The sequence below is a fragment of the Paenibacillus sp. J2L1-98 genome (assembly GCF_056269405.1).
The window spans coordinates 59,156-75,451 of the sequence record NZ_JBWDNW010000025.1; the positions used below are offsets into that span (position 1 = coordinate 59,156).

Below are 16,296 nucleotides of genomic sequence, written 5' to 3' on the forward strand. Positions count from 1 at the left end.
TGCTTTCCACCTTGCTTAAGAAGATACTCTTAGTTTACCGAATTCGATGCGATTTACATAGAATGTTCTTTTTAAGGAAGCAGCGCAGCCCCAATCGGCTGCGCTGTCTCCGCTTTTCATCTTCATTTTGCTCCAATTCGATGTCGAGCATAACCGGCTGCTTGGGATCTTCCTCCAAGCAGTCCTCCCGCATAAACCGCTCCCAGCTCGAAGGAAAGCACTCCGCCTGCCGCTTGGGCATTCAGGCCTTTCACCTTCTGCAAAGCTTCGTTCATCTTCCGCTTCGCCGGATCATCCGCTACCGTCACTACCTTCTCGTTCGGCTTGCTTGGCAGCGTTCCGGTGCCGGAGGAAGGTGTTCCGGCCTTCGCGCCGTTCCCCTGATCGATAATGATCATCTCCCAATAAGCCAGGGACGGAACAGAAATAATGAGATCCGTACCTCTCCAAGTATAGCTCAATTCCTTGAACATGCCGCCATCCCTGTCAGGAGAAGCCGTAAACACCTTGAGATTCGGAGCATCCGCTTGCTTTAAGCCGAGTCCGTAGGTAACCTTAAGATCCGTCAGCCGCTCCGGCTCAGCAGCCGCGTTGCGCCAGTTCTCATCATTATTAAGCAGGTTAACCAATTGAATGCTGTCGTACTGCTCGAAGCCTTTGTTCCTGCTGTTATCGCCGGCAATCGCCATAACCGTATTGGCCGCTCCGTCCCTGCTGGTCGCGATTGCCGTGCCGTCGGCTGCGGCAATCGCGACAGCCTTGCCCTTGTCCTCTTTGCTGTCGAACAACAGATTCTCATACGCTGCAAAGAACTTGTAATATTCCTTCATCGACTCTTTCAGCGATGCCTTCATCTTCTTGCTGCGGTTCGGATAATATTCATGCGCCAGCATATTCGGGCCTTCCCCGAACGATTCCGCCGTGCCGAGCTCGATATGGGTTGCGCCCATCGCGGCGAGCGCCGCATCCATCAATCTAATGGACGGCTCATTGAAGAAGCCGAGCGTCAAGCTGCGCATAATGATCGTGCCTTTATCCGACGGTTCATGCTTAAGCGTAACGGTATGATTGCCTTCGCTCATGTATGGGACGATATAGTAAACATCCTCATTGAACTTATCGCGGTTAGCCGTCGGCGAGAAGTAAATTTGAACCGGCTTGCCCTTCTCATCCAGAACGGGCTCATCGTCAATGTAGAGCGTCTTGGTCGCAACCGAGCCTTCATTTGAATAGGTGAAGATCAGCGATGTTTCTCCGGCTTGCTCCACATTGATATCGAAAGCCGCTTCGTCGCCCGTATGGCCGAAATTAAGCAGCAGATCTTTATAAATAACGATTGGAGGCGTCGAATCGGCCTTCTCTGCATCGAGCCTTCTGCCGCCTGCCAGCAGGTAATCCAGCTCAATGCCCTCGTCGTCTCTGCCTTCAAGCACAAGCTTTATTTTGTTCGTCCCTGCCGCCAGCGCAGCTGCCGGTACTTCAAGCATAGCCCAAGTATCGCCGGTATAAGCAAAGCTTAAATCCGCTTGCTTCACGTCGTTAATATACAACGCCCGCACTGCGGGCTGCTTGGAAGCCGCCTTATTCTTGTACCTTATTCCAAGCGCTGCATTTTTCGCTACCGGCAGATTTAAATCGAACGTCAGGAAGTCGTTCTCATCCCCAAAGCCGGAAACCGTCCCGGTCGTCGTCTTCACGCCATGACCGGCCGGGGCAAAGGACGCCGCCTCCGCCTCGTATTCCGCTCCGCCTACAACCAGGCTGTCCAAATTGATATATTGGCCGTCCGAGACCATGACAAGCTCGATCGTATGCTCGCCCGCGGAGAGCGGCGACTCGATGACTTTCTCAGACATGCCGACGTCCCAGCCTCCCAGCGTTTGGCCGAAAACAACGTTTTTGGCAGCCAAATTTCCATCGACAACGATATCAAAGGCCGGATTGTTGTCCGATCTATACTTAAACACCAGCTCCTCGGCCGCTTGCCCCAAATTAACGTTGAAAATAACCGTCTGCCCTGCTTTGCCATGATCGTCGGTTTTGCCAAGCGAATTGGTTACGCCGCCTGTCTTCGCTATGACGGGCTCCCAGCCAAGCTCGGCCGCTTCCGCTTCATATACAGCGCCGTCCAGCTCGACGCGATCAATTGCGATGCCTTCTTGCTCTGTATCCTGCTCCATCTTCAGGAGCACCGTGTTTGCGGCCTGACTGCTGAACAAATAGGCCGGCACCGTAATAAACGACCATTCCCCGCCCGTTGACGGGAATGCGAATGCGCCTGCTTTTTTCCCGTTTACATAGATGCTTCGGGCTGCCGGTTCGCCCGCATTGCGGTAAAACACCTTCAAATCATAAGATCCGCTCGTTCCGACCGCTCCCAGCGACAGCTTCGCATAATCGCCCTTTTGCTTAAAGCCGTCCAAGTAGCCGATCTCTCCGTTGACGGCAACTACGCTGGCCGAGCCTGATTTCAGAACCGAGCTGTCCTCGGCTTCCTTCACCTCTGCGCCTACGCTCACGCAGTCGACCTGAATCGAGCTGCTATGATTCGCTGCCGGAAGCAGCGTGAACTCGTTCTCTCCGGAAACAAGCGGCACGTTGACCGCATGCTGCCGCCACTCACCCGAGGTTGCTTCAAAAACGACAGGATGGACGATGCCGTTAACTTTCAGCGCATAGGATAAATCCTCATCCGCACGGTAGGTGAACGTCACCGGCGTCTCCTGGCCGCCCGCCTGCCCGCTGCTCCATGAGATGCTGTCGCCTGCCTGGCCGAAATCGTCAAGCCACCGCTCTCCTTTCACAACGCCGGCGGTTCTTGTCTCCGCGCCTTCCGCTTCCAGCTTCATTCCATAAGATACAGCGTGCAAATTGATATACGTGGATTCGCTATCCAGCTTGATTGCGACCGTATTCTCTCCCGCATCCAAATGGATATCCTGCTCCGCTAAGCCCCACCAGTCATTGCCGTACCAGCCGTTATTCGCAAGCGCCAGCTTGTAAGCCGTCTCTCCCACGGTAATGTCCGCGTTCGTGTTATCTGTACCGGAGCGGTACCAGAGGCCCAGCTTGTAATCGCCTGCTTCCGGCGCATTTACCTTGACCGTTACGGCTTTACCGTCCGCGCCGTTATAGTTATCCGTCTTGACGGAGTCGCCGGAACCGGCTACCGTTATGCCGCCCGATAGCTGGACCTTGGCGGCATCATCCGTCAGTATCATTTCACCGCCCGTCAATATGCCGTCCAAATTCATATACTGTCCGCTGGATGTAAGGGCAAGCCGGACGGTATTCGTTCCCGCGTTCACCGGAATCGAGGCCGTACGCCATGCCCACCTGCCGTCGCCGCCCCAACCGTTCGTATCCGGGAACGTCAGATCCTGCTGCTTCACTGCGTTCACGTAAAGCTCCGCCTCGGGCGAATTATCGGTCGCATATTGGAAAACAACCGTTTCCGTACCCGCTGCACCGGCGATCATATCGAACTCCACCGAATCCTGCGCATTTTTAATATTGGTTACATAAGCGCCGGCGGCCGTCCCGTCATGCACTTCAATCTGTGGCGATGTGGCTGGCTTCCATCCGAATGCCGCCTTCTCGGCTTCGTAGCGCTTGCCGCCAGCCTGCAAATAATCCAGCTTCATGCCCGCATCCGCCTCGCCGTTCAGCTGCAGCGTGACCGTATTGTCGCCTGCATGCAGAGGAACGGTAATGGCCTGGCTGCTCTTGAACGAATCCCAATTGCCCGTCTTCGCAAAGACGGCATCCGCAAGTATGGTCGCCCCGTTAACGATCAAGTCCCTTGTAACGGCAGCCGTTCCCGCGCTGTAGCCGAACTGTATCGGATACGAACCGCTTTCTTCGGCTTCAACATGAAACGTCACGTACTCCCCTTCGGTTTCGAAGAAATAGACATGGCCGTACTTATCCACCTTACAGCTGATCAGCTCGGCGTTTTCCGCCTCAAATTCCTGCTGGGTCCCTTGTCCGCTTACGAGAAGGCTGTCTACGTTCAGCCATAAGTCATTCGTATTTAACTGGAGAACGATTTTGTTCTCGCCTGCTTGAAGATCAGCCTGCACCGTCTTCTGGGCAACAGGATTGCCCCAGCCGGTCTTCTCGTCGAACGCCAATGGCGTTTCGAGCGTTTGACCGTTTACGGTCAATCTGCCGGCCGGGCTTCCCGAGCCGTTATCCTGGCCGTATTTCAAGGTCAAGTCATAGCTTCCCGCCGTTTCTGCGTTTACGGTCCAAACGATTTGATCCTCGTCTTTTTTGCCGAAATCGCCAACCCAGCCAACCGTTTGATTAATGCGGGATAAAAAATCTACCGTTTTCGCTACATTAGGAACGTCGGAGGCCGCAAACGTATCGCCCACCGCCTGCTTGTAGTTCATATAGCCTGCGATGACCATCGCTTTGCCCCCATTGGCAGACCTCGTATCCTCAATCACCTTCTTGATGTCGCGGTAATTGTCTTTGTCCGTCCACAGCTCGCTGTAATCGAAGTCCGTCTTCGTATCGGGATCGGGAACCTCGGAGTAGCCCCCGTTACCGCCAACCATGTTGAACGTCACATCGTTCTTCGCAGCGTTATTGGCCGTTAACGAATGCTTAACGGCATTAACGAGCTCGTCATAGCTTTTGGAGTAATAGCGTTCATTTCCTTCATAATCGTATAAATAATCGTTATCCGCCGCGCCCCACTGGTCCAAATGGATGCCGTCGAATCCGAATTCATTAACGGAGCGGTTATATTGCTTTGTGATGTAGGACTGCCATTCCGGATTGCCCGGATCCTGCAAGTACAAGGCGGAAGGCACCCAATAAAAGAAGAAGCCATTCTGGTATTTTTGCGGGTCGGGATTCGGGAACACTGCGTTTTTGTTATAGAGGCCCCATTCCGGCTTAACGCCAAAATCCTCATAGTTTTCCCGGGCTGCATAATTCATCTGATAAGCCATGGCGGCCGAGCCGTATTTTTGCGCTGCTGCCACCTGCTGCTTGACCGCTATCGGATACAAATGCCTGCCGAGCAGATCGGCATAAGAGGTGCTTGAATCGTATGGGGCCGAAATAAAATTGCCATTCGCATCCTTGAGCGGTTTTCCGTTTGCATCCGTTTTAGAGTATACGGATACGTCATGCCGCCACATCCAGTCGTAAAACTGATAGCCGTTCAAATAGTACTCTTGAGACAGCTGCTTGATCTTCTCTTCGCTCTCTTTAGCGGTCTCGCTCGGAAAGTCCGACGTATAGCCGTATCGCGGAAAATGAGTCCACTCGCTGGATACGTCGACAGCCGCCGTCTTGAAATCGCCCGGACTGCCCTCCATATAAGCCTTCACGATATATCCGCGGAAATCGGTTTTCGGCGGCTGCCACGACACGGTTAGATCGGAGCTCGTTCCCTTTAGCACCGTTACTTTGCGGCTAACCTTTCCTGCCAGCTTATTAACGAGGTAAAATTCCAAAATAAGCTTGCCGCTGAAATCCGCCGACTCGTTGAAGGAAACCTTAAACTCCGCGGTTTCTCCCGGCGCATATCTCGCTTTGCCGATTGTCAGCTTCTTGATCGGCTCGGCAGGAATGGACGACCGCAGGGCTGCTTCCTCCGCATGAACGGAAGGCGGCTGGCCTATAACGGGGAATGAGGGGCCGAGCAGCATAACTACTGACATCGACATAATGAATAACTTCCGCTTTAACGAACGCTTTGATTTTGACATTGCCAATCTCCTTTTGATTTGGTTTATAGCAAGCGCTTTCAATCCGCATCAAAACCAAAGCGGACGAAAATCCTCATTCGTGCCGCTCTGGTCTGTCTGCGTATCGCATAATGCTTATGCTTTACTTGTAATTAATCGTTACTAGATCCCAGTATTTCAGGCTCGGCAGCTTCAGCTTGACGCTGCCGTCCTGCTGCTCGAAGCTCAGCTTCACAGGCGAACCGTTATAATAGTCCGGCGAAGCGAACATAATGCCGGCCACCTCCCGCTCCGTCTGAATCGTAATCTCTACATCTTTGCGCTCCGCAGGCGCCGCCTGCTCGCCTTTGTCGTCTCTCCAATCCATCGTCGTCGCATCCGTGAAGTTAATGAAATGGACGATGTCGCTGCCGTTTTTCCGCTTCGCGAAGGACCAGATTTTTCCTTGCTCGGGCGATGCGGAAACTTCCGCTTCTCCCGTGCCCGATACGGCCGCTTCCGCCTCTTCCAGTCCATCCCGCAAAATGTTTTGATAAGCGACCAGGAAGTCATAATAGCGAATGAGCTGCTCTTCCAGCTCAGCCGGTATCGTCAGGTTTTTATTCGGGAAATATTCTTTGGCAAGCATGTTTTCGCCAAGCTCCAGATGAGAGCCGCCCGCCGCGAAGATGACCGCATCCGTAAGCAGGACGCCCGGCGTATTGAACTCCCCGCTCGAGTTAGCCAAATCATAGTTCATGTAAGCCGCAAGCACGGTGTTCAGCTTATTTTTGCTGAACTTGCCGTTCTGGTCGATAATGTCCTTCAGGCTGCTGTATTTCGGATGCCCGTCCCATACTTCCGTATAAAGGAATTCGAGAGGCGCCTGAGGCGCCATAAACGCCTGCCCGTACTGTCCCACCGCATTCATGACATAGTCGACATCCAGCTTCTCCTTCGCCGCTTTCAGGAAAGACACATACCCCTGAGCAAGCTGAACGCTTTCCCCCTTGGCATTCCACAATGCTCCGCGGTCTCCCAATTGGTCGACATGCCAGCCGTCAAACGGCAGCTGCTTAAACACTTCAGTTTCCTTGTCGATCAGATAGTTCTGCCACTCGGAATTGCTTGGGTCATAAAGCATAATGTCGCTGGCCCAACTGTCCGGCAAGGGATGCTTATCCTGGTTTGTTTGCGTCGGATCCTTGTAAAGAGCCCACTCTTTCTTGACGCCGTCCGCTTCCGCGCCCTCGTACGCGCCGAACAGCAGGTTATAGTTCATCGCCATCATATTTTTGCTGTGCGCGAGGTCAATATAGCCCTTGATCGTGTCCAACGAGACCGGTCTGTTCGCAATATCCGGCCATTCCGAGGCCGGTTTATCGCCGTCCATCTTCACAGGATCGTGATGCTTGTACTGCCAGTCATAAAATTGAAGGCCGTTAATATGGAACCGGTTCAAGCGTTCAATTACTGCCGTCAATTCATCCTTGCTCATGCCGTGGAAGTCGGCCAAATAGCCGTAACGGGGAAATTTGCTCCAATTCGCGGAAACGTCGACCGCGATGTTCTGATGATCCATCACTTCTCCCTTTGCCGACAGAAACACCTCCGCCATATAGCCTTTACCGTCTTCCTTCGGCGGCGTCCAATCCCAGGTGATTTGTCCGCCTTCCGCCTTTACCTCCTGCTCGCCGATCTGCTCGCCAAGATGACGATACTGAACGATCACCTTCGCTTTCGGCTCCGCTTTGCCCACATCCAGCTTGAAGCTAACCTTTTCGCCGGGACGGTACACTGCTTTGTCTGTAGTCAACCCGCTCATTATCCCTTGGCTGACCACCGTCTCCGCCACAATCTCCGTTTGTTTGCTGCAGCCTGCTGCCAGAATGACAAAACAGCTAATCGCTGCGATAGCAGCCGACTTCATTTTTTTGCGGATCACATGCATCTGTCCTTCCCTGTTTGTCTAGTTATCCTTTCACGCCGCCTTCGTTGAACCCGCCCTGCACAAATCTCTTCTGGAAAATAATATAGAGCAGCACGGTCGGTACGAGCGCAATAATAGAAGCGGCGAATACCCATGAATAGTTGGTAGCGTACTTGTCGTTGAACATAAGCAGCGCGACCGGCAGCGTCCGCAGCGCTTCCTCCTTGATGATGACGAGCGCCGTAAAATATTCCTCCCATGTGCCTTGGAAGGACAGAACCGCGAGCGTCGCGATTGCCGGCATCGATTGCGGCAAATAAATGTTCCAGAAAATCCGCCAGCTGCCGCCTCCGTCGATCAGCACGGACTCCTCATACTCCTTTGGAATGCTTTGAAAGAAGCCGCGGAGGAAAAACGTGCTGCCGACAACGCCGCCGCCGATATAAATTAACCATAGACCCCAGTACGTATTAACTAACCCAAATGATTTGATAATCAAAAACTGCGGGATAATGTTAATTACGCCGGGAATCATCATCGTCAGAAGAAACACGCGGAACAACAGCTCTTTGCCCGGAAAGTTAAATCTGGCAAATCCGTATGCCGTCAGACAGCCGAGGAACAGGCTTCCCGTCATAGACACGATCGTAACGAGCGAGCTGTTCAGGAAATATCTCGCGAAATTATTTTTGCTCCATACAAGCTGGTAGTTATAAAGATTCGGAATAACCGAAAATACTTCCTTAGGCCTTGGCAGCGAATAAGCCCCTTTAATGAAACTGGTCATAATCATATAGACGAAGGGGAATAGAAAAGCCAGCGCCCCAAGTACAATAATGCCGTAAACCAGGGTCTGAATATGCCATTTCGTTTTCATCGCTTCCCCCTCCTACAAAAACCGCTGATTGCCGAATTTTTTCATCTGGGAATACGTGAGTAAGAACACGGCGATCCCCATCATGACGGCTACAGCGGATGCATAACCAAAGTTAAAGTTCTTAAATGCCTGCAAGTACATAAGACTCGGCAGCGTTTGGGTCTGATCCATCGGGCCGCCCTTCGTAATAAAGTAAACCTGCGGGAAAAAGTTAAACGCGCCGTTAACCAGATTTATAATAACAAATGCTGTTACAGGACCAAGCATCGGAACCGTAATGCTCCAAAACTGCTTCGTTCCGTTAGCGCCGTCGATTTGCGCCGCTTCATAATATTCCCTCGAAATGCCCTGCAGCGCTGCCAGATAGATGACGACGCCCCAACCAACCGTTTTCCAAATGTGGAACAGCCAAATGACGATCATCGCCGACCAATAGTTGGAAAGAAAATTAACCGGTTCATGAAAAATGCCAAGCTGCTTGTAAAAGATAAAATTGATCAAGCCGTACTCACCGCTCGCGAACAAGAAGCGGAACAGGAATGCGACGACGATCCATGACGTAATGATCGGCAAATAATACACCGTACGGAACACAATCTTGTGCTTGATAAAGTGCATATTGATTAATACGGCAAACACGATAGCGAGAAACCAGTTGATCGGCACCGTTACCGCGACGTTCAAAAACGTATTTCGGATGGCCATCAACACTTTATTGTTCGGATCCGTAAAGGCGGATACGTAGTTTTCAAAGCCAATGAAAGGATTTTCTGCATTAGGCATAATACTGTAATCCTGAAAGCTTATAATAATATTTTTGATCATCGGGTAGATGACGAATACGGCAGTACCCAAAACACCAAAAAAGATATAAGGCAAAACCTTTATCCACTGCTGCAAGCCCTTTTTCAACTTTACGCCTGCCGGAATTCGCTGTACGGGTTTCGGCTGCCCCGCCGCTGGTATAGACATGGTGATGCTCCTTCCTATCTTTCATCTAGAGTGAGCCTTCGTCTACCCAATGCGATAGACGAAGGCTCTGGCCTTGCCGCTACTTCGTTAAGATGGCTTCGATATTTTTCGCTGCCTCATCGAGCGCTTCTTTCGGCGAAAGCTCTCCGCGGATCGCTTTCTCGAATGCAAGGTTAACGATTCCTTCCATCTCGCCGTATTGCGGAATCGGCGTACGCGGCAATGCGGTTTCAAGCTGCTTCACGTACTCGGTAACGAACGGCTGCTCAAGAAAAGCAGGGTCGTTTGCTGCCGTTTTGTTCGTAGGGATAAGGCCAAGCTTGCTCATGATCTTCTGCGGCTCATCGCCAAGCATCCATTTCGCGAATGTCCAAGCTTCTTGCGGATGTTTCGAGTTTGCAAAAATAACGAGGTCTTCGCCGCCTACAACGGAACGGCTGCCGCCTGCGCCTGCAGGAATCAAGCCGCGAACCGTTTGCTCCAGCGGTTTGAACGCGGATTCCGCTTCGTTCATCAGAATGCTGTAGAACCAAGGGCCGTCATCGATCATCATATAATCATTGTTTTTCATGCCGTCCCAAGCGCCCGGCTCGCCGCCAAGAATCGTTGGCGTTACCAAGCCGTCTTTGTTCCACTGCACGATCGTTTCAAGTGCTTTCACGCTTTCCGGGCTGTTCAAGTAACCGTCTGCCTTCGTATAATCCTCGTTAGTTAGCAAGCCGCCAAGGCTCCAGAAGTAAGGGGAGGCCGCCCATACGTTCGCTCCGCCGATTCCGATACCGCCAGGCTTGCCTTTTGCGACCGCAAGCTTCGCCGCTTCTACGAACTCATCCATTGTCGCAGGCGCCGCTTTTACTCCGATTTCATCCAATACCGCTTTGTTGTAAATCGCGATTTTTGTATTTGTATTAACCGGCACGCCGTAGTAGCCGCCGTTATAGGCATTCGTTTCCATCGGCGCTTCGAACGAATTCGCTTTCAGTTCATCGAAGCCATCGTTTTTGCTGACATCTTGAAGTGCTCCCATTTTTGCAAATTCCGGAACCCAGATAATGTCCATTCGCATAAGATCAGGAGCTGCATCGCCCGCTACGCCGGCAATAACCTGCTCTTTCAAGCCCTCGTACGGCATTCTTGTCAGCTTGAGCTCGATGCCAGGGTTCTCTTTCTCGAAGAGAGGCTTAATTTCATCCGTAAGCACCTTCTCTTCCTGATCGCTGTAAGTATGCCAGTACTCGATCGTTACTTTCTTGCCGTCCGTAGCAGGAGCGTTACCGCTTTCTTTTGCCGGAGCTTTACCTCCGTTATTTGCAGGTGCGTTATTGCCGCCTGAGCATGCCGTAATCGTGAATGCCATTACCGCCGCTAGAACTCCATACGAAATTGTTTTATACCATTTCATAGCTTTGACCCTCCTTTTATTTGTGCTGCTCCTTTATTATGCTAAGAACGGGCCTTTCCAGAAACCGTTTTCATTGCGAAAAAGGTGTCGCATTTTACTCCGTTCCAAATGTAAATGTTTGGTTGGAATAAAAAAGGTGCATTATTTTTCTGATTGGACAGAAAAATAATGCACCTTAAAAAAGATTAGATCCCCATTTCACGCGATCTCCCGTACGTAGGCCGCCGAAATGCCCTCATAACCGCCGATTCCGTTGCCAGTAAAGCTAATTGCCTGCGCTATACCGTAATCCAACCACCGAAATACACCCATAACCGCCGATTCCGTTGCCAGTAAAGCTAATTGCCTGCGCTTTCCCGTCCGCAAACCGGATAGGCAGCACAATCCAAGCATCTAGAAAAATTAGATCTACTTTGCGTGCTTAAATAGGGGAGGCCAGATATTTTAGACGTATTAGTTCGAATTGGTAAACTTAATAGTCGGTTTTTTAGCCGCCGCTTAAAAAAAGCACCTTTTAGTTCGGCAAAATCAACTTAATCGCTCGATTTGCAAGCTACTGCTCCGATTAGTTCCGCCAAATCGAATTAACTCACCCGAAGCAGTACAATCTACCTTATAAGCTTCTACTGCAGATTATAAACTCTCGCCTCATAAGGACGAAGCAGCATGTCCCGCGTTGACGCGACAGAAGGAGCATCATCATTCGAAATGATCAGCTCCAGCTGTGCCGCAGACGGAAGCTTCATTTCCGTTAGATCGAATAACGCTTCACGCTCGGAGAAGTTTAAAATAACAAGCCACTGCTCCTCGCCAAGCGTACGCGTATAGACGTATAACTGCTCATGCTCCTCAGCGACAATCGAATAATCGCCATATATCATAATCGGATGCTGCTTCCGCAATGCAATCAGCCGTTTATAATAGTGGAAGATCGAATCCGGATCCTGCAGCGCTTCCTCCGCATTGATGGCACAGTAGTTGGGATTGACACCGATCCATGGCTCGCCGGTCGTGAAGCCTGCTTGCCAGCTGTCATTCCACTGCATCGGAGTCCGGGCGTTGTCTCTTCCTTTCGCATAAACCGAAGCCATCGCCTGCTCGTGAGACACGCCGCGTTCGTGCACAGCCTCCCGGTAAAAGTTAAGCAGCTCCACATCTCTGTAGTCATCGATATGATCGAACTTCACATTCGTCATGCCGATTTCTTCGCCCTGATAAATGTACGGCGTCCCTTGCAGCGTGTGCAGGAATGTCGCCAGCAGCTTAGCCGACTGCTTTCTGTACACCGTATCGTCGCCAAACCGTGAAACCATGCGCGGCTGGTCGTGATTGTTCAAATATAGGCTGTTCCAGCCTTTACCGTTCAAAGCGTATTGCCATTTGCTCGTGACAGCTTTCAAATCAGCAAGCCTCCAAGGCTTCAAATTCCACTTGCCGCCTTCGCCGGAGTCGATGTCCATCGTCTCAAAATGGAAGACCATGTTCACGGCCTTATTGGCAGGATCCGTATACACGGCCGCCAGGTCAGTAGGAACTCCCGGCATTTCGCCAACGGACATCGCATTATAACGGGACAAAGTTTGCTCGTTCATTTCCTGTAAATAGGACTCCAGCCGCGGACCGCATAGGAAAAACTCGCCTCCCCATGCATACCTTTCTCCGCCTGGAGCGCTTGGCAATCCGTCTGCCTTGGAAATGCAGTTGATAACATCCATACGGAAGCCGTCGATGCCCTTCTCCAGCCAGAAGTTCATCATATCGTATACTTCACGTCTTAATTTCGGATTTTCCCAGTTAAGATCCGGCTGCTTCTTTGTAAATAAATGCAAATAATACTCTTCCGTCGCTTCGTCGTACTGCCACGCAGATCCTCCGAAAAAGGATACCCAGTTGTTAGGCTCCTCGCCGTTCTCGCCGGCAGGCTTCCATATATAATAGTCGCGGTAAGGGTTATCCTTCGCTTTCTTCGACTCCTGGAACCAGGCATGCTCGTCCGAGGAATGATTGACAACAAGATCCATAATGAGCTTAATGCCGCGGTCATGAAGTCCCTTCAGCATTTCCTCCCAATCCGCCATCGTTCCGAACTCATCCATAATCGCCTGGTAATCACTAATATCATAGCCGTTATCATCGTTCGGCGATTTATATACGGGACTGAGCCATACGATCCCGACTCCGAGCTCCTTCAAATAATCCAGTTTGCTTATTATACCCTGCAAGTCGCCTATTCCATCCCCGTTGCTGTCCTTAAAGCTGCGGGGATATATCTGATAAACAACGTCCTCCTGCCAAAACGCGCCTGCTGTCATCTGTATTCCTCCTAAATTACGTATTGAGCTATCCTGTTCATATTAAAAGAGGACGCCCGCCAAACAAACCGCTATTATTATTCGAAATGAAATAATAAAGGGCGTTGACGAAAGCGTCCGTTTTGTGTATATTCAGTTACTTTCCAATCGGCTCGAGAGGCGCAACCCTGCCTAACGATATGCTGGCGCCTTGAACGGGAGCCGCCCATCGCACGCCATTGGCAATCACTCTCAAAACATCGGGGTGATGATAGATCGGGAACGTCTCATGTCCTGGGCGGAAATAAAACAGCTTCCCCTTCCCTCTGCGGTAGCAGCAGCCGCTCCGGAACACTTCGCCGCCCTCGAACCACGAGATGAACACCAGCTCATCGGGAGCCGGAATGTCAAAGCGCTCGCCGTACATTTCTTCCTTCGGAATTTCAATATAATCCTTTAAGCCGTCCGCAATCGGATGCCCGTGCTCAATGACCCAAATCCGTTCCTTCTCGCCGTCGTCGCGCCATTTCAAATCGCCGGTTTTCGTCCCGAGCAGGCGCTCGAATATTTTCGAGCCATGTCCGGAATGCAGAACGATAAGTCCCATTCCATCCATCACGCGGGCGCGGACTTTCTCGACAATTTCGTCCCGCACCTCCGCATGTGCGAGATGCCCCCACCAGATAAGCACATCCGTATCGCTCAGCACCTCGTCGGTTAGACCGTGCTCCGGCTCGTCTAGGACCGCCGTCCTTACGTCAAAGCCATCCACCGTTTTCAAATATCCGCCAATCGCGTTATGAATGCCTTCGGGATAGATGCTTGCGACATGCTCATTTTGCTTCTCGTGCCGGTATTCGTTCCATACGGTTACCTTAAGATTAGCCATTAACGAGAACCTCCTGCCCGATTGTAATCCATCTTTCTTCCGTAAAGGACTGAACGATAGCGTCGAGCGCCGCCTGATTGATACAGCCGTCCTCTATTGCCGCATCGAGACCGTCGCCCTTGCCGTTCAGCAAATCGAAGAAGGACTGCATTTGATTTGCCGCGAACGAATTAGGGATTTCAATTTCGCGGAATTGCTGCTCCTCGCCAAGCTTGATTTGAATAGTATCCTCTTCCTCCAGGTTGTAGACGAGCGCTCCTTGCGTACCGTAAATCTCGATTTGCTGATAATTGCCGCGTCCATAGGCGAAGCGGGATATGTTCATCGTGGAGGATGTCCCGTCCGCAAAACGGGCAAGCACGTGACAGAAATCATCGACATCAACTTCGCCCTTGCCATCGCCGCCCAGAAGGTCGCGCTCCTTCACGATCGTGCCGGCATCCGCGATGACCCTGACCGTTTCACCGACGAGAAAGCGTTGAAGATCCAAAATATGAGAGCCCAAATCGCCGAGCGCACCCGAGCCGGACAGATCCTTACGGAACCGCCACAGGAGCGGAATGTTCTCGTCGATGCTCCAGCTTTGCAAATATTGACTGTATACGTGATTAATTTTGCCTAGTGTGCCCTGCTCAACCAGCTGCTTCGCATAACGGACCGCGGACTTATACCGGTAAGTGAAGCAAACCATATGCGGCAGCGGATCGGCGGCTAATGCCAGCCGGAGAATTTCCGCTTCCTGAGCGTTCAGCGCGATCGGCTTCTCCAGCGCAAACGGCTTGCGGTGCTTAATGGCGTCATACGCGATTATAAAATGATTACTATTCGGCGTGCCGATTGTAACCGCATCCAACTCCGCATCCTTTAACATATCCAAATGGTTAACGTACCTTCGCGCCGGCGGAACGTTCAGTTCCTCTCCTTTGGCCAAAAGCGCTTCTTCATTGCAATCGCAAATCGACCATACTTCTGCATCCGCGCTTGCTAGAATGCCTTCGATATGAAAGTTAGCTATGCCGCCAAGTCCGATAACGCCGATTTTCAGCTTCTTCATATGCATCATCCCATCCTTAAGGTGCTTTAATTACAACCCAAGTATAGTTTGTGTTAAAATAAACAGGAATGTCGGATGGAGACTCTTTTTGTACAAAAACGACTTTTAAGGGGAGATTGGGATTGCTCGCTATTAACGTGGATTTGGTTCCGCGCGTCAAAATTATGGGATTTGTTGCGTATAAGAGCCCGTGGATTCATTTCAAGCGGAATATTAACGAGTATGTGCTCTATTTCATCCGAAGCGGTGAGCTGCATCTCAAAGAGGCGGACAACCATTATGTTCTGAGGAAGGGTGACATGCTTATTCTTGAGCCTAATCTAACCCATGAAGGGACCGCGAAGCATGTTTGCGATTACTACTATATTCATTTCGAGCACCCGGATATCAAATCGATCAAAGTCGATGATATGCTCGCGCTTGCCAACTATTTCATCGTGGAGCATGAGCAATCTCCGTTCATCCCGCATAAGCCTTCCATTGCCGGTATCAATCCGTACATCTGCTGCTTTCCCAAATTTCATACGATTTCTGATAAAACAAGGTTTAGCCTCGCGCTGCATGCCCTTAATGAAATGCAGCAGCACTATAAACGCAGGCATTACAATCGAAGCCTGACTGCTTTAAGATTTACGCAGCTGCTCATTGAGCTGTCACGCGAAAACTTTATGGACGAGCTTAGGCGTAACGACCGCATTCCCTCCAAGTCATTTGTTAAAGTTAATGCCCTGCTCGATTACATTCATCAGAACTACCAAAAGAAAATATCCGGCAGCGATATCGAGCTGGCATTCGAGAGCAACTACGATTACATCAACCGCGCCTTCAAGCACGTAACCGGCCAATCGATAAGCCGTTACATCAATACGGTCCGCATCAATCAAGCGAAGGAATTAATCGAGACAACTTCGCTCGGCATAGGCGAGATCGGCTATTTAATCGGCATTAACGATCCGTATCATTTCAGTAAAGTATTCAAGAAGTATGCCGGCCTTTCCCCGACCCAGTATTTTAAACGCATACGAAAAAATGAGTAAAAACCTCCGGACGGATCACGTTCGGAGGTTTTTCTATAGGCCATTTGCCATTGTTGATATCTATCATTAGGAGACATTCATCATCAATTGATACTAGCAGATTTTAATAGAGATAGGGATATTGACCAGTACGAACGATCTATCTCGTACGTATACT

9 protein-coding genes are annotated in these 16,296 nt (G+C 50.9%); 1 reads left to right on the forward strand and 8 read right to left on the reverse strand.

The annotated features are described in order from the left end of the window. Positions 1-122: 122 nt before the first annotated feature. The 8 genes from AC0YNZ_RS26945 to AC0YNZ_RS26980 form a co-directional block, all read right to left on the reverse strand. Positions 123-5,729, reverse strand: coding sequence for a glycoside hydrolase family 66 protein (locus AC0YNZ_RS26945; RefSeq protein ID WP_475829540.1), 5,607 nt, complete (start codon positions 5,727-5,729; stop codon positions 123-125). Between the two features lie 121 nt (positions 5,730-5,850). After that, the gene (locus AC0YNZ_RS26950; RefSeq protein ID WP_475829541.1) at positions 5,851-7,632 is read right to left on the reverse strand and encodes a glycoside hydrolase family 66 protein; all 1,782 of its coding nucleotides are present in this window, start codon (positions 7,630-7,632) and stop codon (positions 5,851-5,853) included. A 28-nt stretch (positions 7,633-7,660) separates the two neighbouring features. Further along, positions 7,661-8,494, reverse strand: coding sequence for a carbohydrate ABC transporter permease (locus AC0YNZ_RS26955; RefSeq protein ID WP_110773169.1), 834 nt, complete (start codon positions 8,492-8,494; stop codon positions 7,661-7,663). 12 nt (positions 8,495-8,506) lie between these two features. After that, positions 8,507-9,466, reverse strand: a complete 960-nt coding sequence (locus tag AC0YNZ_RS26960) for a carbohydrate ABC transporter permease (protein ID WP_475829542.1) — start codon at positions 9,464-9,466, stop codon at positions 8,507-8,509. Between the two features lie 79 nt (positions 9,467-9,545). After that, positions 9,546-10,868 (reverse strand): extracellular solute-binding protein, encoded by a 1,323-nt coding sequence (locus AC0YNZ_RS26965; RefSeq protein ID WP_475829543.1) that lies wholly within the window; start codon positions 10,866-10,868, stop codon positions 9,546-9,548. A 623-nt stretch (positions 10,869-11,491) separates the two neighbouring features. Next, complete coding sequence (locus AC0YNZ_RS26970) at positions 11,492-13,180, reverse strand: glycoside hydrolase family 13 protein (protein ID WP_475829544.1); 1,689 nt, start codon at positions 13,178-13,180, stop codon at positions 11,492-11,494. Positions 13,181-13,316: 136 nt separating this feature from the next. After that, the gene (locus AC0YNZ_RS26975; protein WP_475829545.1) at positions 13,317-14,048 is read right to left on the reverse strand and encodes a ThuA domain-containing protein; all 732 of its coding nucleotides are present in this window, start codon (positions 14,046-14,048) and stop codon (positions 13,317-13,319) included. Then, on the reverse strand, positions 14,041-15,102 hold the full coding sequence (locus tag AC0YNZ_RS26980; protein WP_475829546.1) for a Gfo/Idh/MocA family protein: 1,062 nt from the start codon (positions 15,100-15,102) through the stop codon (positions 14,041-14,043). The genes AC0YNZ_RS26975 and AC0YNZ_RS26980 overlap by 8 nt, the downstream gene beginning before the upstream one ends. A 122-nt stretch (positions 15,103-15,224) precedes the next feature. Here AC0YNZ_RS26980 and AC0YNZ_RS26985 point away from each other — a divergent pair, with 122 nt between their 5' ends. Beyond that, complete coding sequence (locus tag AC0YNZ_RS26985) at positions 15,225-16,139, forward strand: helix-turn-helix domain-containing protein (protein ID WP_475829547.1); 915 nt, start codon at positions 15,225-15,227, stop codon at positions 16,137-16,139. Positions 16,140-16,296: the final 157 nt, after the last annotated feature.

What these genes read in the sequence shown, in the direction of transcription:
- AC0YNZ_RS26965 (WP_475829543.1), bottom strand. Translation starts at nt 10,868, where the DNA reads ATGAAATGGTATAAAACAATTTCGTATGGAGTTCTAGCGGCGGTAATG.
- AC0YNZ_RS26945 (WP_475829540.1), bottom strand. Translation starts at nt 5,729, where the DNA reads ATGTCAAAATCAAAGCGTTCGTTAAAGCGGAAGTTATTCATTATGTCG.
- AC0YNZ_RS26980 (WP_475829546.1), bottom strand. Translation starts at nt 15,102, where the DNA reads ATGAAGAAGCTGAAAATCGGCGTTATCGGACTTGGCGGCATAGCTAAC.
- AC0YNZ_RS26975 (WP_475829545.1), bottom strand. Translation starts at nt 14,048, where the DNA reads ATGGCTAATCTTAAGGTAACCGTATGGAACGAATACCGGCACGAGAAG.
- AC0YNZ_RS26970 (WP_475829544.1), bottom strand. Translation starts at nt 13,180, where the DNA reads ATGACAGCAGGCGCGTTTTGGCAGGAGGACGTTGTTTATCAGATATAT.
- AC0YNZ_RS26955 (WP_110773169.1), bottom strand. Translation starts at nt 8,494, where the DNA reads ATGAAAACGAAATGGCATATTCAGACCCTGGTTTACGGCATTATTGTA.
- AC0YNZ_RS26960 (WP_475829542.1), bottom strand. Translation starts at nt 9,466, where the DNA reads ATGTCTATACCAGCGGCGGGGCAGCCGAAACCCGTACAGCGAATTCCG.